The sequence below is a fragment of the Pseudomonas sp. TWRC1-2 genome (assembly GCF_049896685.1).
Classification (GTDB): Bacteria; Pseudomonadota; Gammaproteobacteria; order Pseudomonadales; family Pseudomonadaceae; genus Aquipseudomonas.
Window position 1 is genome coordinate 766,692 of record NZ_JAFCUU010000003.1, and the last position, 17,699, is coordinate 784,390.

Annotated in this window: 18 protein-coding genes; 8 read left to right on the forward strand and 10 right to left on the reverse strand. The window is 59.5% G+C overall.

The window, feature by feature from the left end:
• Positions 1-98: 98 nt before the first annotated feature.
• Entirely contained in the window at positions 99-2,021 is a 1,923-nt protein-coding gene (gene estP / locus ACP7B3_RS12360; protein ID WP_426178916.1) for an esterase EstP, read from the reverse strand.
• A gap of 421 nt (positions 2,022-2,442) precedes the next feature.
• On the opposite strand from estP, the gene ACP7B3_RS12365 reads away from it, so the two are divergent.
• The 4 genes from ACP7B3_RS12365 to ACP7B3_RS12380 all read left to right on the forward strand — a co-directional run bounded on the left by ACP7B3_RS12365 (position 2,443) and on the right by ACP7B3_RS12380 (position 5,781).
• Positions 2,443-3,036, forward strand: a complete 594-nt coding sequence (locus tag ACP7B3_RS12365; RefSeq protein ID WP_145157424.1) for an aminodeoxychorismate/anthranilate synthase component II — start codon at positions 2,443-2,445, stop codon at positions 3,034-3,036.
• A gap of 9 nt (positions 3,037-3,045) precedes the next feature.
• The gene (gene trpD, locus ACP7B3_RS12370; protein WP_010206948.1) at positions 3,046-4,095 is read left to right on the forward strand and encodes an anthranilate phosphoribosyltransferase; all 1,050 of its coding nucleotides are present in this window, start codon (positions 3,046-3,048) and stop codon (positions 4,093-4,095) included.
• On the forward strand, positions 4,092-4,928 hold the full coding sequence (gene trpC, locus ACP7B3_RS12375) for an indole-3-glycerol phosphate synthase TrpC (RefSeq protein ID WP_145157423.1): 837 nt from the start codon (positions 4,092-4,094) through the stop codon (positions 4,926-4,928). The genes trpD and trpC overlap by 4 nt, the downstream gene beginning before the upstream one ends.
• Positions 4,929-5,085: 157 nt before the next feature.
• Positions 5,086-5,781: a lipoate--protein ligase family protein gene (locus tag ACP7B3_RS12380; protein ID WP_426178918.1), complete on the forward strand. Its 696-nt coding sequence runs from the start codon at positions 5,086-5,088 to the stop codon at positions 5,779-5,781.
• On the opposite strand, the gene crp is transcribed toward ACP7B3_RS12380, so the two are convergent.
• Complete coding sequence (crp, locus tag ACP7B3_RS12385) at positions 5,778-6,422, reverse strand: cAMP-activated global transcriptional regulator CRP (protein ID WP_106575498.1); 645 nt, start codon at positions 6,420-6,422, stop codon at positions 5,778-5,780. The genes ACP7B3_RS12380 and crp overlap by 4 nt on opposite strands.
• A gap of 250 nt (positions 6,423-6,672) precedes the next feature.
• Here crp and ACP7B3_RS12390 point away from each other — a divergent pair, with 250 nt between their 5' ends.
• Positions 6,673-7,095, forward strand: a complete 423-nt coding sequence (locus ACP7B3_RS12390; RefSeq protein ID WP_005792019.1) for an OsmC family protein — start codon at positions 6,673-6,675, stop codon at positions 7,093-7,095.
• A 67-nt stretch (positions 7,096-7,162) separates the two neighbouring features.
• Here ACP7B3_RS12390 and coq7 read toward each other — a convergent pair whose 3' ends face one another.
• The 6 genes from coq7 to hemJ form a co-directional block, all read right to left on the reverse strand.
• Positions 7,163-7,810: a 2-polyprenyl-3-methyl-6-methoxy-1,4-benzoquinone monooxygenase gene (coq7, locus tag ACP7B3_RS12395; protein ID WP_426178921.1), complete on the reverse strand. Its 648-nt coding sequence runs from the start codon at positions 7,808-7,810 to the stop codon at positions 7,163-7,165.
• Positions 7,811-7,927: 117 nt separating this feature from the next.
• On the reverse strand, positions 7,928-8,266 hold the full coding sequence (locus ACP7B3_RS12400; protein ID WP_106575496.1) for a histidine triad nucleotide-binding protein: 339 nt from the start codon (positions 8,264-8,266) through the stop codon (positions 7,928-7,930).
• A gap of 45 nt (positions 8,267-8,311) precedes the next feature.
• Complete coding sequence (locus ACP7B3_RS12405; protein ID WP_426178923.1) at positions 8,312-9,100, reverse strand: SDR family NAD(P)-dependent oxidoreductase; 789 nt, start codon at positions 9,098-9,100, stop codon at positions 8,312-8,314.
• Positions 9,101-9,162: 62 nt separating this feature from the next.
• Positions 9,163-10,128, reverse strand: coding sequence for a DUF805 domain-containing protein (locus tag ACP7B3_RS12410; protein ID WP_426178925.1), 966 nt, complete (start codon positions 10,126-10,128; stop codon positions 9,163-9,165).
• Between the two features lie 71 nt (positions 10,129-10,199).
• A complete protein-coding gene (locus ACP7B3_RS12415) occupies positions 10,200-11,162 on the reverse strand; it encodes an NAD(P)H-dependent flavin oxidoreductase (RefSeq protein ID WP_169367715.1) in 963 nt (320 codons plus the stop codon).
• Between the two features lie 24 nt (positions 11,163-11,186).
• On the reverse strand, positions 11,187-11,615 hold the full coding sequence (gene hemJ, locus ACP7B3_RS12420; RefSeq protein WP_119737710.1) for a protoporphyrinogen oxidase HemJ: 429 nt from the start codon (positions 11,613-11,615) through the stop codon (positions 11,187-11,189).
• 136 nt (positions 11,616-11,751) lie between these two features.
• On the opposite strand from hemJ, the gene argC reads away from it, so the two are divergent.
• Together argC and erpA are read left to right on the forward strand one after the other, a co-directional pair.
• Complete coding sequence (gene argC, locus ACP7B3_RS12425) at positions 11,752-12,786, forward strand: N-acetyl-gamma-glutamyl-phosphate reductase (protein WP_145157408.1); 1,035 nt, start codon at positions 11,752-11,754, stop codon at positions 12,784-12,786.
• Between the two features lie 165 nt (positions 12,787-12,951).
• Positions 12,952-13,302 carry an iron-sulfur cluster insertion protein ErpA gene (gene erpA, locus ACP7B3_RS12430; protein ID WP_003176443.1) on the forward strand — a complete coding sequence of 117 codons (351 nt, stop codon included), beginning with the start codon at positions 12,952-12,954 and terminating at the stop codon, positions 13,300-13,302.
• A gap of 64 nt (positions 13,303-13,366) precedes the next feature.
• On the opposite strand, the gene ACP7B3_RS12435 is transcribed toward erpA, so the two are convergent.
• Together ACP7B3_RS12435 and ACP7B3_RS12440 are read right to left on the reverse strand one after the other, a co-directional pair.
• Complete coding sequence (locus ACP7B3_RS12435) at positions 13,367-14,458, reverse strand: anhydro-N-acetylmuramic acid kinase (protein WP_404485386.1); 1,092 nt, start codon at positions 14,456-14,458, stop codon at positions 13,367-13,369.
• Between the two features lie 3 nt (positions 14,459-14,461).
• The gene (locus ACP7B3_RS12440; protein ID WP_426178928.1) at positions 14,462-15,874 is read right to left on the reverse strand and encodes a peptidoglycan DD-metalloendopeptidase family protein; all 1,413 of its coding nucleotides are present in this window, start codon (positions 15,872-15,874) and stop codon (positions 14,462-14,464) included.
• Positions 15,875-16,083: 209 nt separating this feature from the next.
• Between ACP7B3_RS12440 and tyrS the strand changes: the two genes are divergently transcribed.
• Positions 16,084-17,283 carry a tyrosine--tRNA ligase gene (gene tyrS, locus ACP7B3_RS12445; protein WP_145157402.1) on the forward strand — a complete coding sequence of 400 codons (1,200 nt, stop codon included), beginning with the start codon at positions 16,084-16,086 and terminating at the stop codon, positions 17,281-17,283.
• The last annotated feature ends 416 nt before the right edge of the window (positions 17,284-17,699 follow it).

The following is a 17,699-nucleotide window of genomic DNA, read 5'->3' on the forward strand; positions in this document are numbered from 1 at the left end:
CCTGCGATAGCATCACCTCGGTCTATCTGATCACCGAGGTGTCTGCATCGCAGGCAAGCCAGCTCCCACATTGGTTTTTCGCTGATCTTGCGAGCAGTTTAGAAATCCAGGCTCACTCCGACATTCACCCCTTGTTGGGTCAAATTGTCATCCTTCCTCACGTTATACGCCGCCCGTAACGCCAGCTCCTGAGTCAGTTTGTGGCTGACGCCGAGGCTTAAGCGATCCGAATTGCTGCGCGGCGTGTAGCCGTCCAGCTTGAAATCGATCCCTGGCACGCTGTTGAGCGACATCTTCACCTTCTGGGTATCGTTTTCGAATTCATGCTCGTGGGCTACTTCGCCAAACACCTGGGTTTGCGGCGTGACACGGAAGCTGCCCTGCAAGCCGACGCCCAGGCGCTTGGAGTCGCGTTGTTGATCATCAAAGGTCAGTGCGGTGGAGCGGTTGTCCTTTTCCGAATAGCCATCGACCTCGACCCGCGCATAGTCGGCGCTGATGAACGGTGACAGGTGCCAGTCGCTGCCGGCGCCGGCAATGTCGTAACCCACTCGGCCGCTGAGGGCCCAGAGCCAGCCGTCGGTGTCGCCTTTTTCCGAGCCTTCGCTGACGCCCAGGGCGAACTTGCGCTTGAGGCTGTCGAAGTCCAGTTTGCCGCCGGTCAACGCGGCATCGGCCCACCAGTGGTTTTGCTGGTATTGGGCGAAGGCGGTGCCCATGTAGCTGTTGAGCTTGTAGTCCGAATCGCTGGCGCCGGCTTCAAGCGTCTGCCGATACAGGCCGGCTGCCACGCCTACGCGCCAGTTTTCGTCGAGCCGGTAGCTGCCCCCGACATTCAGGTTGTAGCCACTGCCGTCGCCGCTGGCCGAGCTGTTTTGATCATCGAAGTTCAGGCGCTGGCCGCCACCGGCCACGATGGCGCGCCATTGGCCCACGGCTTGCCAGTTGCCGTTGTCCGCCTGCCATTGGTTGCGCAGTTCGTCCTGGTGGGCGCGCAACGTGCCTTGGGCCATCTCTGGCAGCAAGGTCAGTTCCCACGGCGCCGCAAGCAGTGAATAGGCGTAGTCGGCGATCAAGCGTTGCCCGGCGATGGTGGGGTGGACCGAGTCGTTGTAGATCAGCTTGGTCGGGTCCGGGTTGGTGCCGCCGATGCCGTAGGTCGGGTTGGCGGTGCAACTGTTGCCACTGAAGCAGGTGCCGGTGAGGTTTTGTCCGGTGGCCAGGCCAAAGCGGGCCGGGCTGGCGAAGGCTTCATTGAGCAGCAGCGGAATATTCAACGGGATGATCTGCGCGTCGATCTGTGACAGGCGCAGCACCAGTGATTGGTTGAAGAGGTTGCTCAGGGCCGAACTCGACGCCTGCAGCGGCGTGCCGTTGATGGCCGGAGTCAGGCCCAGGTCGGGCAGCATCCACACCATGATGTAGCGCGCGCCGGCTTGTTGCAGGGCTTGGGCGCTGTCGGCCAGGCGCCCGCCGGCGGCAACGGCCTGGCCTGGGCTGAGGACGCGGCCTTGCAGGAAGTCATTGCCGCCACCGGACAGGAAATACAGCGCGTTGGGGTCGGCCCGCCCGCCGTTTGCCGGGAGATAACCCTGGCGACTGCGAAGCACCGTACCGCCACCCGGGTTGCCAGGCGGAATCGCCGCGTTGGAGACCGAGGTAATGGAATCCAGGATGTTGTCGGTACGGTAGCCGCCGACTGCCCAGTTGTTGCCGTCGGGCAAGCCTTGCGCCGCGCGAACCGGCGAGGTGGAGGCATTCAAGTCGTTTGGCGCGACGCCCAGTCGGGAGCCGAGCAAGGTCGACGAAACCAGGCCGTAATCGCCCTGGAAGGTCGGCCCGGTGCGGTTGGTAAAGCGTAACGTGGCGCCATTCGAGCCATCGGGGAACTGACCGGCATCGGCCAGGCTGTCGCCGAAAACGACCATGGTTGAATACGGTGAGGAGGCTGCGAACGCCTGCGCGCAGGCCAGTGACAAGAGGCAGCCGGCAAGCGGTGCGAAAAACGGAGGTCTGAACATGCAAAATTCCATTTAGTTGTTTTTGTATCGGAAGCGAAACACTAGCAATGTAGTGAGGGTTTTCCGTGAAGAAAACAGTTTTTTCCTATAAAGATTTCGTCGTGATTACCCCGTATTCGCGGCTCCATATTGCACCGCTGGCGAGGCTACGTTACTGTGCCTGAACGTATGAACGAGACCCTCCCCGTGTTGATCATCAGCAAACTCTTGATGCGAGTAGTCAAGGCACACGCCCGTTGGCGTTGGCGCGCCTGACATTTTTCTCTGCCGGCTTGGCCGGACCTGTACCGATTTGCCTTCTTCACCCGTTGTTTGACGCCCCTTGCCGGCTCACCCTGGCAACCGGAACGTGCGTCTGGCAGCGGGTCACTCCTGGAAGGCGGTCATTCGAAATCAGTGAATTCAAGAGGTTTGAACCCACATGTTGCTGATGATTGATAACTACGACTCCTTTACCTACAACGTTGTGCAGTACCTGGGCGAGCTCGGTGCCGAGGTCAAGGTCGTGCGCAATGATGAACTGACGGTCGCCGAAATCGCCGCGCTTAACCCGGAGCGCATCGTGGTTTCGCCAGGCCCTTGCACGCCGACCGAAGCCGGTGTGTCCCTGGAAGCAATCAAATATTTCGCCGGCAAGTTGCCGATCCTGGGCGTGTGCCTGGGCCACCAGTCCATTGGCCAGGCCTTTGGCGGTGATGTGGTTCGCGCGCGCCAGGTAATGCACGGCAAAACCAGCCCGGTGTTCCATAAAGACCTGGGCGTATTCCACGGCCTGAACCTGCCGGTGACGGTCACCCGTTACCACTCGCTGGTGGTCAAGCGTGAGACCCTCCCCGAGTGCCTGGAGCTGACCGCCTGGACCCAACTGGACGACGGTTCGGTCGATGAGATCATGGGCCTGCGCCACAAGACACTGAATATCGAAGGGGTGCAATTTCACCCCGAGTCGATCCTGACCGAGCAGGGCTACGAGCTGTTCGCTAACTTTCTCAAGCAGAGCGGCGGCACGCGCTAAGGACTTTCCATGGATATCAAGACTGCCCTGAGCCGTATCGTCGGCCATCTGGACCTGAGCACCGCTGAAATGAGCGATGTGATGCGCGAGATCATGACCGGCCAATGCACCGACGCGCAGATCGGCGCGTTCATGATGGCGATGCGCATGAAGAGCGAAAGCATCGACGAAATCGTCGGCGCCGTGTCGGTGATGCGTGAGCTGGCCGACAAGGTCGAACTCAAGACCCTCGACGGCGTGGTCGACGTGGTCGGCACCGGCGGTGACGGTGCGAATATCTTCAACGTATCGACGGCTTCCTCCTTTGTGGTCGCGGCCGCCGGTTGCACCGTGGCCAAGCACGGTAACCGCGCGGTCTCTGGCAAGAGCGGCAGCGCCGACTTGCTGGAAGCGGCCGGGATCTACCTGAACCTGACGCCGGTACAAGTGGCGCGCTGCATCGACAGCGTCGGCATTGGCTTCATGTTTGCCCAATCCCACCACGGTGCGATGAAACACGCGGCCGGCCCGCGCAAGGACCTTGGCCTGCGCACCCTGTTCAACATGCTCGGCCCGCTTACGAATCCGGCCGGTGTGAAACATCAGGTGGTGGGTGTGTTCAGTCAGGCGCTGTGCCGCCCGTTGGCCGAGGTGTTGCAACGCCTGGGCAGCAAGCACGTGCTGGTGGTGCATTCCAAAGACGGTTTGGACGAGTTCAGCCTGGCCGCCCCGACCTTTGTGGCGGAACTGAAGAACGACCAAGTGACCGAGTACTGGGTCGAGCCCGAAGACCTCGGCATGAAAAGCCAGAGCCTGCATGGCCTGGCGGTGGAAAGCCCGGCCGCCTCGCTTGAACTGATTCGGGATGCCCTGGGGCGTCGCAAAACGGAAAACGGCCAGAAAGCTGCCGAAATGATCGTGCTCAATGCCGGCGCGGCACTGTACGCCGCCGATCACGCCTACAGTCTCAAAGAGGGCGTGGCCCTCGCACATGATGCATTGCACACCGGGCTCGCTCGCGAGAAGCTCGAAGAACTGGGTGCCTTTACTGCGGTGTTCAAGATGGAGAATGAAGGATGAGTGTGCCGACCGTTCTGGAAAAAATCCTGGCCCGCAAGGCGGAAGAAGTCGCCGAGCGTCGCGCCCGCGTCAGCCTGGCCGAGTTGGAAGCTCAAGCGAAGATCGCCGATGCGCCGCGTGGTTTTGCCAACGCCCTGATAAAGCAGGCCAAGGACAAGCAGCCCGCGGTCATTGCCGAGATCAAAAAAGCCTCACCCAGCAAGGGCGTGATCCGCGAGCTCTTTAATCCTGAAGACATTGCCAAGAGCTACGAGAAGGGCGGCGCAACCTGCCTGTCGGTACTGACCGATATCGATTTCTTCCAGGGTTGCGACCTGTTCCTGCAACAGGCCCGCGCGGCGTGCAAGTTGCCGGTGATCCGCAAGGATTTCATGGTTGACCCCTACCAGATCGTCGAGGCCCGTGCCTTGGGCGCCGACTGCGTGCTGCTGATCGTCTCTGCACTGGATGACGTGAAGATGGCTGAGTTGGCGGCCGTGGCCAAAAGCGTTGGCCTGGATGTGCTGGTGGAAGTCCACGACGGCAATGAGCTGGAACGTGCACTGAAAACCCTCGATACACCGTTGGTGGGGGTCAATAACCGTAACTTGCACACGTTCGAGGTCAGCCTGGAAAACACGCTGGACCTGCTGCCGCGTATCCCGCGTGACCGTCTGGTGATCACCGAGAGTGGCATCCTCAACCGCGCCGATGTGGAGCTGATGGAAATCAGCGGGGTGTACTCGTTCCTGGTGGGCGAGACCTTTATGCGCGCCGAGAACCCGGGGGCGGAGCTGCAGCGTTTGTTCTTCCCGGAGCGTGGTGTGGCGGTTAGCGGTTCCACATTAGACTGATTTGGAATGCGGTCAAAAATGTGGGAGCGGGCTTGTGTGGGAGCTGGCTTGCCTGCGATAGCATCACCAGGGTGTAACTGATACGCCGCGGTGCCTGTATCGCAGGCAAGCCAGCTCCCACATTAGTTTTGTGTCTATCCAGAGAAGTAGGTGTTTGATGATTCAACCCCTATCGATGACCGTAGAAGCAGGCCTCGCTGCCGAGCAAGACCTGTTGGCGGCCGTTTGCGCTGGCGAGCGAGCGTTCGGGCTGCTGTTCTGGCAGCCCTGCGATCAAGCACTGGTCATGCCGCGCCGCTTGAGCCGCTTGCCCGCGTTTGAAGCCGCGAGCCGCGTATCAGCCGATGCCGGTTGGCCGGTGCTGCTGCGCGAAACCGGCGGCGAGCCGGTGCCGCAGTCTGGCGCTACGGTCAATATCGCCCTGGTTTACGCGCCGCCGCGCAGCGAAGGTGATCAAGGGCGCATCGAAACCGGTTATCAGCGCTTGTGCCAGCCGATCTGCGACTTATTGATTGAGTTGGGCGGTGACGCGTCCGTCGGTGAAGTCGACGGAGCGTTTTGCGACGGTCGTTACAACGTCAACCTCAACGGTCGCAAGATGGTGGGCACCGCCCAGCGCTGGCGACAGAGCGGCGGCCGCCCGGTGGGGTTGGTGCACGGCGCCCTGTTGCTGGATGACGATCGCGAAGAGTTGATTGCAGCGGTCAACCGTTTCAATGAAGCCTGCGGCCTCGACCAGCGCGTACGTGCCGACAGCCATATCGCACTGCATGAAGCCTTTCCCGCGCCGGATGCGATCAGCCGGCTGGATACCTTGTACCGTCAAATGCTGGCCGGCTTCCTGCCGGGTTAACGCGTACCGAACACCACCATCGTCTTGCCTTTGACGTGCACCAGGTTGCGCTCTTCCAGGTCCTTGAGTACGCGACCGACCATTTCCCGTGAGCAGCCGACAATGCGCCCGATTTCCTGGCGCGTGACTTTGATCTGCATGCCGTCCGGATGGGTCATGGCATCCGGTTGCTTGCACAGCTCCAGCAGGCAGCGGGCCACGCGGCCGGTGACGTCAAAGAACGCCAGGTCACCGACCTTGCGCGTGGTGTCGCGCAGGCGCTGGGCAATCTGGCCGCTCAGGGCGTAAAGGATGTCGGGATCATGCTGGGCCAATTCGCGGAATTTCGCGTAACTGATTTCGGCAACGTCGCATTCAATCTTGGCGCGCACCCAAGCGCTGCGTTCCTGCTCTTTGCCGGCTTGTTCGAACAGCCCCAACTCCCCGAAGAAATCGCCGGTATTGAGGTAGGCGATAATCATCTCGCGACCGTCTTCATCCTCGATGAGGATGGTGACCGAGCCTTTGATGATGAAGAACAGTGTTTCGGAACGTTCGCCCGCGCAGATGATGTTGTGCTTGGCCGGATAACGCCGGCGCTGGCAATGCATCAGCAGCTTGTCGAGATTCTTGATCTTGGGTGTGGGAGTAAGAGCAACCATGGTTGTATCCCGGAAAGACTGCACGGTGTGGTTGGATCTATTTTTTTATCCAGCGATGTCGGCATTGATACACGCTGTACAAAGGATGGCAATGCGCCATTGATTTGGCGCCAGCTTACCAGACACATTCTGCCTCGATTAAGGAATTTACCGAGCAAACGCTGTCATTGATCGCTTTGCAGGCAGGACGCTGCGGTTCCAGGGCCCTGTGCTAAGCTGGCGACCCTTTTTTAGCAGTGGAGTCTGGGCGATGAAGGCACGCATCCAATGGGCGGGCGAAGCCATGTTCCTCGGTGAGTCGGGCAGTGGCCATGTGGTGGTCATGGATGGCCCGCCGGAAGCCGGTGGCCGTAACCTGGGCGTACGTCCGATGGAAATGCTCCTGCTGGGTGTCGGCGGTTGCAGCAATTTCGACGTGGTCAGCATCCTGAAGAAATCCCGCCAGGCCGTGGAAAGCTGCGAAGCCTTCCTGGAAGCCGAGCGCGCCACTGAAGACCCGAAGGTGTTCACCAAGATCCACATGCATTTCGTGGTGAAGGGCCGGGCGCTGAAAGAAGCCCAGGTCAAGCGTGCCATCGAGCTGTCGGCCGAGAAGTATTGCTCGGCGTCGATCATGCTGGGCGCGGCCGGTGTGGCAATCACTCATGATTATGAAATCATCGAGTTGGGTTGATCGCCAAGCGGCAAAAGAAAAGGGCGCCTGTGTGGCGCCCTTTTTTTGTGGGTCAGATTCAATGCACTTAGATGCGATAGGTGCTCTTGGTCATGACTTTGGCCAACAGGCTCATGCCAAACCGCACCGGTGCCGGGAAGCGGAAACCGCCGGCATCCAGTGCGCTTTCTGCGTGGTGTTCTTCATCGATGCGCATCTGCTCGAGGATGGCCCGGGACTTTTCATCCTCGGCCGGCAGCTGTTCCAGGTGTTCATCCAAATGCTTGCACACCTGATGTTCCGTCGCAGCGACAAAGCCAAGGCTGACCTTGTCACTGATCAGGCCGGCAGCGGCGCCGATACCAAACGACAAACCGTAAAACAGTGGGTTCAGCACGCTCGTATGGCTGCCCAACTGACGAATGCGCTGCTCACACCAGGCCAGGTGGTCGATTTCTTCCTCGGCGGCATGTTCCATCGCCGCACGCACCTGCGGCAGCTTGGCGGTCAGCGCCTGGCCCTGGTACAGCGCCTGGGCACAGACTTCGCCGGTATGGTTGATGCGCATCAGGCCGACGACGTGGCGGGTGTCGCTCTCGCTCATCTTCGAATCCGGCTGCACGATTGCGGGCGATGGGCGGTACGGTTGGCCGCTGAACGGCAACAGCGTGCGCATGGCCATGTCGGCTTGCAGCAACAGACGGTCAATCGGCGAGTAGTGACGTTGGGTAGTCATGCTGACCTCCGGGAAGAATCTCGGCGGCCAGTTTACCGCAAGAGAGGGCGAAGCGTTTGCGCTGAGTCAAGGGCATGAAGTCGCAGCCCTGGGCCGCGACCTCTGCAGGAAGGCTGATCAGCCCGGTGGCCAGTTCATCTGGCGCTGCCCCAGCACGTGCATATGAATGTGATAAACGGTCTGCCCGCCTTCTTCATTGCAGTTCATCACCACGCGAAAGCCTTTCTCGCAGCCCTGTTCCACAGCCAGACGCTGAGCGGTAAACAGAATATGGCCGGCCAGGGCTTTATCGTCTTCGGTGAGGTCATTGAGGGTGCGGATCGGCTTTTTTGGAATGACCAGAAAATGCACGGGCGCCATCGGGGCAATGTCGTGGAAAGCGAGGACCTGGTCATCTTCATAGATGATCTTCGCCGGTATTTCCCTGTTGATGATCTTGGTGAACAGAGTATCCACAGCTGTTTCTCCATTGTGAAAGTGCAGGGGAGTGTACCCAGGCCGTCAACGTGGGCAATAGGCCTTGTTGATGGCGCCGGCAATCTTGCGGGTCAGCCAGCGGGGGCTCAGGCGTGGGCTGAACGCCAGCCAACGGTTACGCCGCCCGGGAATGATGATGGCTTTGTTTCTTTCCAAGGCCCGCACGGTATAGAGCGCGACTTCTTCCGGGCTCATCAGTTGTTGGCTGCGGTCGAGTTTGGCGGTGTCCATTTGCGCGGTACCAAAAAAGGCTGTGCGCGTAGGGCCGGGGCACAGCACCGAGACCTTGATGCCACAGGTCTTCAATTCTTCGCGCAGCCCTTCGGAGAAGTGCAGCACATACGCCTTGCTGGCGTAATAGCTGCTCATCCAGGGGCCCGGCTGAAACGCGGCGACCGAAGCAACGTTAAGAATCTGCCCGCCGCCATGCAGCGCCATGGCATTGCCCAGGGCATGGCACATACGGGTCAGGGCCAGGACGTTGACTTCGATCAGGTCTTGTTCGGTCATCCAGTCCTGGGCCAGGAACGGTCCGCTGGTGCCGATGCCGGCGCAGTTGACCAGCAGATCGATCTGCCGCTCGCCCTCTTCAAGCTCCAGCAGGAACCCGGACAAGCGCAGCGGCTCGCCCAGATCGCAGGCGCGAAACAACACCTCGACGCCGAAGCGTTGAGTCAATTCGATTGCAATGCTTTCCAACTGATCACGCTGGCGGGCCACCAGAATCAAGCTGCGGCCGCGACGGGCCAATGCTTCGGCCAAGGCCAGGCCAATGCCGCTGGAGGCACCGGTGATCAGAGCGTAACGGGTCATGCCTTTCTCCATCGCAACGCCGCCGGGCCTGTGACAGAGGCATCACAGGCGCCGGGCGTTTCTCACTGTTCTGGAGAGTCTACAGGTTCGGCTGCGTCGTCAGCACTTTGCGCGCCGTCTTCTTCATCAACGATGACGCTTTGATCGGTGTCGTCATCGGCATTGATGGAGCTGCTTTCGTAGCTATTGCTCATGTTGGCTTCGAGTTGATTCAGGTAGCCGTTCATGCCCAGTGTGGCCAGGATGGCAAGCATCACCGGAATGAACGCCAGCCACAAGGTAGCCAGCACCTTCACCGCAGTGGAGTTGCGTGGTGGCGGAGGGCCGTATTGGTTGGCACCTGGATTACCGGGCAGCACCAGCAGCAACAGCGGGAAAATGCTGTTCACAAATGGCACCAGGTTCAGGAAATACAGCCAGCCAGACCAGCCCAGATCGTGCAGGCGTTGCACGCCGATTTGCACGCTGACCCAGACCAGCGCAACAAACAACGCGAAACCCAGCAGCGCGCCGAGAATAGCGCCGGCTGTTGGCGAGGCGGTGGCCACGGCGATACTGGCGGTGCTGATGATGCCCGCGGCGACCAGCATGGCGAGGGTCAATACCAGCGTCCAGGCCAGGTAGCGCAGGCGACCGATGCGCCCGTGAATGGTGAAAACCTTGAGCGTTGCGAATGCCTCGGTGTTATCCCCCACGGCTGCACGGGGTGGCGCGTAAGGCGAGGCGGCGGCGCGCGAAAAATCAGCGGCGCTGGTCTGCGTTTCGTGGGTTTCGGCAAGGCTGAACGCCACGGGTTGTTCATCTTCGATGCGGGCATCAACACCGGCGTTTTTCAGCGCCGTCAGGTAGGTCTCGGCATCGGCGCGCGACAGGTCACGCTTGAGCGCAACCGGGCGTCCGGTAAAGAGCTTTTCGATCGACTCGACATCGCTCTTGAACAGCTCGGCCAGGTTGAGTTTGGCCGTGGTGCTTTCGACACCCGGGAGCAAGGCTCCGTCAAACACGATCTTGAAACGGTTGTCGCTCATGCGGGCATCCTTGTCACTGGTAAAGGAGGGGAGTTGCCGGCCCGCTTCAATCGGCAGGCCTGGCGAGTGTATCAGCGTGGCCAGCGCAGTTGTGTCGCCTGTTCGCGGGCCTTGCGGTATTCGGCATCCAGGCGGGCAATCAGTTCATCGACGCCGGGCAGATCATCAATCTCACCGACGCCCTGGCCCGCAGACCACACTGTTTTCCATGCCTTGGCCTCGTCGCTCAACGGCTTGAGCTTGGAGCCGAAGTTGACTTCGCCTTTGCCCTGTAAGGCTGCGAGGTCGAAACCGGCGTTTTCCAGGCTCTGGCGCATAAAGCTGGCGGGCACGCCGGACACAGCGGGAGTGTGCACGATGTCGGCGGCACGCGATGTGAGCAGCATCTCTTTATACGCATCCGGGGCATGGCTTTCAGTGGTGCCGATAAAGCGTGTACCGAAGTAGGCGAGGTCTGCGCCTAACAGCTGGGCGGCGAGGATCTCGTGGCCATGGTTGAGGCAGCCGGCCAACAGCAGGGTTTTGTCGAAGAACTGCCGAATCTCGGCGATCAGCGCGAACGGACTCCAGGTGCCAGCATGGCCGCCGGCGCCTGCAGCCACCGCGATCAGGCCGTCGACACCGGCCTCTGCGGCTTTCTCGGCGTGGCGCCGCGTGGTGACATCGTGAAACACCAGACCACCGTAGCTGTGCACGGCATCGACCAGTTCTTTCACCGCACCCAGGCTGGTGATGACGATCGGCACTTTGTGCGCCACACAGATCGCCAGATCGGCCTCCAGGCGAGGGTTGCTGTTGTGCACGATCAGGTTGACGGCATACGGCGCGGGGTTATCCAGCTGCGCCAGGCCTGCTTCGATTTCTTCCAGCCAGGCCTTGAAGCCGCTGCTTTCACGTTGGTTCAGTGCCGGGAAACTCCCGACCACGCCATTGCGACAGCAGGCCAGTACCAGTTGCGGGTTGGAAATCAGGAACATCGGCGCAGCCACCACGGGCAGGCGCAGACGTTGTTCAAGCAAAGCGGGCAGCGACATTGGAGGTACCCCGAGTGATTGAAGTTAGAACGGTTTGACCACGACCAAAATTACGATAGCCAGCAATATCAGAACCGGTACTTCATTGAACCAGCGATAAAAGACATGGCTGCGGGTGTTTTCGCCACGGGCAAAGCGTTTTACCTGTGCGCCGCACATATGGTGGTAACCGATGAGCAGCACGACCAGAGTCAGTTTGGCGTGGATCCAGGCACCGGATTGAAAGATCGCAGGGTTGAGGTAGATCAGCCAGCCGCCGAATATCAGGGTAGCGATCATCGCCGGGCCCATGATGCCGCGGTAGAGCTTGCGCTCCATGACGCTGAAGCGTTCCTTGCTGACGGTGTCTTCACTTTGGGCGTGATAGACGAACAGGCGTGGCAGGTAGAACAGCCCGGCAAACCAGCAGACGATGGCGACGATGTGGAAGGCTTTGATCCATAGATAGAGCATTTCTAGTTATTCCCAGGTTCACGGTAACTGAAGATAGTAGTGGCTCATGCGCCCGTACGTCACGTTGACGGTTGTCGCAGGACGATGTGGCCCCTATTATCGACGGCTTTCCAGTGGGTTCGTTGAGGGCAGGTTTATGGTCAAGGTCGGTATCGTCGGCGGCACGGGTTACACCGGTGTCGAATTGCTGCGTCTGTTGGCTCAGCATCCGCAAGCTGAGGTGGTGGTTATCACTTCCCGATCCGAGGCGGGGCTGGCCGTGGCCGATATGTACCCGAACCTGCGAGGCCACTACGACGGCCTGGCGTTCAGCGTGCCGGACATCAAGACCCTTGGCGCCTGTGACGTGGTGTTTTTCGCGACGCCTCACGGGGTGGCGCATGCACTGGCCGGTGAACTGCTGGCGGCGGGCACCAAGGTCATCGACCTGTCGGCCGATTTCCGTCTGCAGGATGCTGACGAATGGGCCAAGTGGTACGGCCAGCCGCACGGCGCGCCTCAATTGCTGGAAGAGGCGGTATACGGCCTGCCTGAAGTCAATCGCGAGCAGATCAAGCAAGCACGCCTGATCGCGGTGCCGGGTTGCTATCCGACTGCCACGCAGTTGGGTTTCCTGCCATTGCTCGAAGCCGGGCTGGCGGACACTTCGCGCCTGATCGCAGACTGCAAGTCGGGTGTGAGCGGCGCCGGTCGCGGGGCAGCTGTAGGTTCGCTGTACTCCGAAACGTCGGAAAGCATGAAGGCCTATGCGGTAAAAGGGCACCGCCACTTGCCGGAAATTCGTCAAGGGCTGCGGCGTGCTGCGGGCAAGGATGTCGGTCTGACGTTCGTGCCGCACCTGACGCCGATGATTCGTGGCATTCACTCCACGCTGTACGCAACCGTGGTCGATCGTTCGGTAGATCTGCAGGCGCTGTTTGAAAAGCGGTATGCCAACGAACCGTTCGTCGATGTAATGCCAGCTGGCAGCCATCCGGAAACCCGCAGCGTGCGCGGTGCCAACGTCTGCCGTATCGCCGTGCACCGTCCGCAGGATGGCGACCTGGTGGTGGTGTTGTCGGTCATCGACAATCTGGTCAAGGGCGCCTCGGGCCAGGCGGTGCAGAACCTGAACATCCTGTTTGGCCTGGATGAGAAGCTGGGCCTGTCCCACGCGGGCATGCTGCCGTAAGGCTTGACTGCTGGTGTGCAAAAGGCCCGTTGATCGGGCCTTTTGTGTTTTTAATGGCGGCAACGCAGATTGATATACCGTAACAATAGTTGACCGCTTTTCTAGGAGAAGCGGATAATGCCCGCCATTACGCATATGGCGGCGGTACGCCGGGAGATTATCAGCATGAGCGTTGAGTCCTTCACCCCCACGGCTTTGCAATTCACCCACGGTGCTGCGCACAAGGTGAAGAGCCTGGTCGATGAAGAGGGTAATGATCGCTTGAAGCTGCGCGTATTTGTTACGGGCGGCGGTTGTTCAGGGTTTCAGTACGGTTTTACCTTCGATGAAGATGTGGCCGATGATGACACTATCGTCGAGCGCGAAGGCGTCAGCCTGGTCGTGGACCCGATGAGCTTCCAATACCTGGCAGGTGCCGAGGTGGATTATCAGGAAGGTCTGGAAGGTTCGCGTTTCGTGATCAAGAACCCGAATGCCACCACGACGTGTGGGTGCGGGTCTTCGTTCTCGATCTGATCCACTGCAGATAAAAAACGCCGCTTGGCTTTGAAAGGCCAAGCGGCGTTTTGCTGTCTGGGAGTTAGGCCGGGTAAATCGCGCCCAGTACCCGCAGCCCACGTGCGCCGGTGACGCTGGGGCGGTTGGCGGCAATGCCTTCAAGGCAGCAATGGGCCAGCCAGGCGAAGGCCATGGCCTCGACCCAGTCGGGATCGACGCCATAAGTGGCGGTGCTGCTGACTTGGGTGGACGGCAGCAGCGCCGCCAGACGGTTCATCAGTGTGGCGTTATGCGCGCCGCCCCCACAGACCAGTAGCGTTTCAGTCTCGGACTGTGCAGTTTGCAAGGATTCAACGATGGTCAGCGCCGTCAGTTCAAGCAGGGTTGCCTGTACGTCCTGAGGCTTAAACGCGGGCAGTGTGCCAAGGTGGTGCTGCAGCCAGCTCAGGTTGAAGACTTCACGTCCGGTACTTTTCGGGCCTTGGGTGAGGAAGAAGGGGTCGCTGAGTAGGCGGCTGAGCAACTGAGGCTCAACCTTGCCACTGGCGGCCCACTGGCCGTCACGGTCAAAGTGCTCGCCGCGCTGTTGGTGAATCCAGGCATCCAGCAAGACGTTTCCGGGGCCGCAGTCGAAGCCGGCCACCGGTTTGCCGGTCTCGATCAGGCTGAGGTTGCTGAACCCGCCAACGTTTAATACGGCACGGTTGCCGGTACGCTCACCGAACAACGCCTCATGAAAGGCCGGCACGAGCGGCGCGCCCTGGCCGCCGGCGGCGACGTCGCGGCTGCGGAAGTCGCTGACCACGGTGATGGCTGTCAGCTCGGTGAGCAGCGCAGGGTTACCGATCTGCACGGTAAAGCCGCGGGCCGGCTCGTGGCGGATCGTCTGCCCGTGGCTGCCAATGGCGCGAATGTCTTCGGGCTTGAGGTTCTGCTGTTGCAGCAAGGCATGGATGCCTTGGGCGGCGAGCGTTACCCAGTGTTGCTGGGCAATCGCTGAACGGGCGATCTCGTCCGGGCCGCTGGCGCACAGGCTTAGCAGCTCGGCGCGCAGGGTCTCGGGCATCGGGATGTAGTGCGTGGCGATCAAGTTGATCGCCGGGTCTTGTTCGATCAGGGCGATATCCAGGCCATCAAGGCTGGTCCCGGACATCACACCTATATAGCGCGGCATACCTTAGCGCTTCGCCGAGGCCAGCAGGGTAGAGCGCTCCTGGTCCATGCGGGCCATCAACGGCTGGCTTTGCTGCAGGAAGCGTGCGCGCTCGGCTTTGGCGATCGGGTCGGCCATTGGCAGCTTCTGACCCAATGGATCGACGTGGACGCCATTTACCTGGAATTCATAGTGCAAGTGCGGCCCAGTGGACAGCCCAGTGGTGCCGATGTAGCCGATCACCTGGCCTTGCTTGACGTTGCTGCCTGTGGATACGCCTTTGGCGAACCCTTGCATGTGGCCATACAGCGTGCGGTAGGTGTTGCCGTGCTGGATGATCACGGTATTGCCGTAGCCACCGCGACGCCCAGCCAGCAGCACCTTGCCATCGCCGGCTGCTTTGATCGGCGTGCCACGCGGGGCGGCATAGTCGACGCCTTTGTGAGCGCGGATCTTGTTGAGGATCGGGTGTTTGCGGCCCATGGAGAAACGCGAGCTGATGCGGGCGAAGTCTACCGGCGTACGGATGAAGGCCTTGCGCATGCTGTTGCCATCAGCGGTGTAGTAGCTGGTATTGCCTTGTTTGTTGGTATAGCGAACGGCGGTGTAGGTCTTGCCACGGTTGGTGAAACGCGCCGAAAGGATGGCGCCAGTGCCGACCACTTTGCCGTTGGCGACTTTCTGCTCGTAGATCACGTCGAATTCGTCGCCTTGGCGAATGTCCTGAGCGAAGTCGATGTCGTAGCCAAACACGCTGGCCATGTCCATGGTCATGCTGTGGGACAAGCCCGCGCGGGCGGCCGATTGCGACAGCGAACTGTTGATCACGCCATGTATGTAGGCCGAGCGCATCACCGGTTTGGTGGTGATGCGGTTGAAGGCAAAGCCTTTGGCGCCTTTGGTCAGCGTGATGCTTTCGAGGTCGCTGACATTGCTGTGCAGGTTGTTCAGCTGGCCGTTGGGTGCCAACTCGAATTGAAGCTTCTGCCCGTGCTTGAGCTGAGTGAATTGCTTGGCTTGTTTATCGCTGGCCAGCACCTCATTAACAGTAGAGGCGGGCAGGCCCACTTTCTCGAACAGCGTTGAAAGAGTGTCGCCTTTGGCCACGATCACTTCGCGGTGCAGGGGATTCTTGTCCGCGACGGCCGCAGGCGGCTCTTGAGTGGCGTGTTGAGTGTCTTCGGGAGTGCTTTCTATCTGCGCAAAGGGTGATTCAGTGGGTGCATTTGTGGCTTGTTGCGCGTCGGCGGCGTCTTGATCTTGTGTCAGTTGTTCAACTGGACTTTCCAGGTCAAGGCTCAGGGATGTTCGTTTGGCTTCTACGTCACTGGAAGGGAATACCAGGAGTGCCAGGCTGAGAAGAGCGGCGATACCACTTGCGGCGAGCAGGTGGGTCTTCGGGTAAAGCGGCGGCGCTTTAGACGGTTCTGTGGTCATAAGTAATTTTGACTTTGAAGATGAAATGGAAAAGATGAATGACATGATGAAGATGAAATAACTGTATAAAATATAACCAAATCATCTGTGGCGCAAGCTTGCGAATGCTGGGCTTGCTGAACGGTGTCCGTGCGCAGGGCAAAACTTGTAATTAGTCCCTGATCTTGTATGGTTGGTTCCCTTTTGAATCTGAGCCTTGCGGGTCTGTTATGAAGTCGGTTGAAGAGCAGCTAGCGCTGATAAAACGTGGTGCGGAAGAACTGTTGGTCGAGGCCGAGCTGATCGAAAAGCTCAAGCGTGGCCAACCCCTGCGTATTAAGGCTGGCTTCGATCCAACGGCGCCGGATCTGCACCTGGGCCACACCGTGCTTATTAATAAGCTGCGTCAGTTCCAGGAACTGGGGCATCAAGTCATCTTCCTTATAGGTGACTTCACCGGGATGATCGGTGATCCAAGCGGCAAGAGCGCGACGCGCCCGCCGCTGACCCGTGAGCAGGTTCTCGACAATGCCGAGACCTACAAGACTCAGGTGTTCAAGATTCTCGATCCGGCCAAGACCGAAGTGGCCTTCAACTCCACCTGGATGGACCAGATGGGGCCGGCTGACTTTATCCGCCTGACATCCCAGTACACCGTGGCACGCATGCTTGAGCGCGATGACTTCGACAAGCGCTACTCCACTAATCAGCCGATCGCGATTCACGAGTTCCTGTACCCGCTGGTTCAAGGGTATGACTCGGTGGCGTTGCGCGCGGACGTTGAGTTGGGGGGTACTGATCAGAAGTTCAACCTGCTGATGGGGCGTGAGCTGCAACGTGCGTATGGGCAAGAGGCGCAGTGCATTCTGACCATGCCGTTGCTGGAGGGGTTGGATGGCGTCAAGAAGATGTCCAAGTCCTTGGGTAACTATGTAGGTATCCAGGAAGCGCCGGGTGTGATGTACGGCAAGCTGGTTTCGATTCCGGATGCGTTGATGTGGCGTTACTTCGAGCTGTTGAGTTTCCGCTCGATGGACGAGATCAATGCGCTGCGTGCTGACGTCGAGGCGGGTGCCAATCCGCGTGACGTGAAGATCAAGTTGGCCGAAGAGATTGTGGCGCGCTTTCATGGTGAAGAGGCTGCGGCAAGTGCTCACCGTGCGGCAGGCAATCGCATGAAGGATGGCGAGTTACCGGATGATCTGCCGGAGATCGAACTGACTGCTGCTGAAGCGATGCCGATCGCTGCTGTCCTTAATAAGGCTGGCCTGGTGAAGAACTCGGCGGTTGCGCGTGACCTGCTGGGTTCCGGCGGCGTGCGTATAGATGGTGAGGTTGTTGATCGCACCTTTATATACGAGCTGGGGGCTACCCACGTTTGCCAGGCAGGTAAGAAGGCATTTGCGCGTATTACGCTTAAATCCGAATAAACCTGAAATTAAGTGTTGACGGCGTTTTATATCTGTCTATAATTCGCCCCACTTCCGGCGCAGTCGAAACGGAAAACTCCTTGGTAAACAAAGAGTTACGCGAGATTCGACAGCGAGTTGCTTCAGTTCATCGAAGCCCAGAAGGAGTTGGTAGGGCGGTGTTGTTTGGCTCTATTAACGTTTCGATCTTCTCGGTCGAAAGCGGAGAAAAAGAGGTGTTGACAGCAGCGTGTAACGCTGTAGAATTCGCCTCCCGCTAACGAGAGATCGGAAGCGCAAGTGGTTGAAGTTGTTGAAGAAATCTTCGAAAACTTCTGAAAATAATCACTTGACAGCAAATGAGGCTGCTGTAGAATGCGCGCCTCGGTTGAGACGAAAGATCTTAACCAACCGCTCTTTAACAACTGAATCAAGCA

Excerpts from the sequence above, each read along its gene's own strand:
- ACP7B3_RS12440 (WP_426178928.1), bottom strand. The coding sequence starts at position 15,874 with ATGACCACAGAACCGTCTAAAGCGCCGCCGCTTTACCCGAAGACCCAC.
- estP (WP_426178916.1), bottom strand. The coding sequence starts at position 2,021 with ATGTTCAGACCTCCGTTTTTCGCACCGCTTGCCGGCTGCCTCTTGTCA.
- coq7 (WP_426178921.1), bottom strand. The coding sequence starts at position 7,810 with ATGACTACCCAACGTCACTACTCGCCGATTGACCGTCTGTTGCTGCAA.
- ACP7B3_RS12435 (WP_404485386.1), bottom strand. The coding sequence starts at position 14,458 with ATGCCGCGCTATATAGGTGTGATGTCCGGGACCAGCCTTGATGGCCTG.
- ACP7B3_RS12365 (WP_145157424.1), top strand. The coding sequence starts at position 2,443 with ATGTTGCTGATGATTGATAACTACGACTCCTTTACCTACAACGTTGTG.
- crp (WP_106575498.1), bottom strand. The coding sequence starts at position 6,422 with ATGGTTGCTCTTACTCCCACACCCAAGATCAAGAATCTCGACAAGCTG.
- trpD (WP_010206948.1), top strand. The coding sequence starts at position 3,046 with ATGGATATCAAGACTGCCCTGAGCCGTATCGTCGGCCATCTGGACCTG.
- erpA (WP_003176443.1), top strand. The coding sequence starts at position 12,952 with ATGAGCGTTGAGTCCTTCACCCCCACGGCTTTGCAATTCACCCACGGT.
- tyrS (WP_145157402.1), top strand. The coding sequence starts at position 16,084 with ATGAAGTCGGTTGAAGAGCAGCTAGCGCTGATAAAACGTGGTGCGGAA.
- hemJ (WP_119737710.1), bottom strand. The coding sequence starts at position 11,615 with ATGCTCTATCTATGGATCAAAGCCTTCCACATCGTCGCCATCGTCTGC.
- ACP7B3_RS12415 (WP_169367715.1), bottom strand. The coding sequence starts at position 11,162 with ATGTCGCTGCCCGCTTTGCTTGAACAACGTCTGCGCCTGCCCGTGGTG.
- argC (WP_145157408.1), top strand. The coding sequence starts at position 11,752 with ATGGTCAAGGTCGGTATCGTCGGCGGCACGGGTTACACCGGTGTCGAA.
- ACP7B3_RS12405 (WP_426178923.1), bottom strand. The coding sequence starts at position 9,100 with ATGACCCGTTACGCTCTGATCACCGGTGCCTCCAGCGGCATTGGCCTG.
- trpC (WP_145157423.1), top strand. The coding sequence starts at position 4,092 with ATGAGTGTGCCGACCGTTCTGGAAAAAATCCTGGCCCGCAAGGCGGAA.
- ACP7B3_RS12380 (WP_426178918.1), top strand. The coding sequence starts at position 5,086 with ATGATTCAACCCCTATCGATGACCGTAGAAGCAGGCCTCGCTGCCGAG.
- ACP7B3_RS12410 (WP_426178925.1), bottom strand. The coding sequence starts at position 10,128 with ATGAGCGACAACCGTTTCAAGATCGTGTTTGACGGAGCCTTGCTCCCG.
- ACP7B3_RS12390 (WP_005792019.1), top strand. The coding sequence starts at position 6,673 with ATGAAGGCACGCATCCAATGGGCGGGCGAAGCCATGTTCCTCGGTGAG.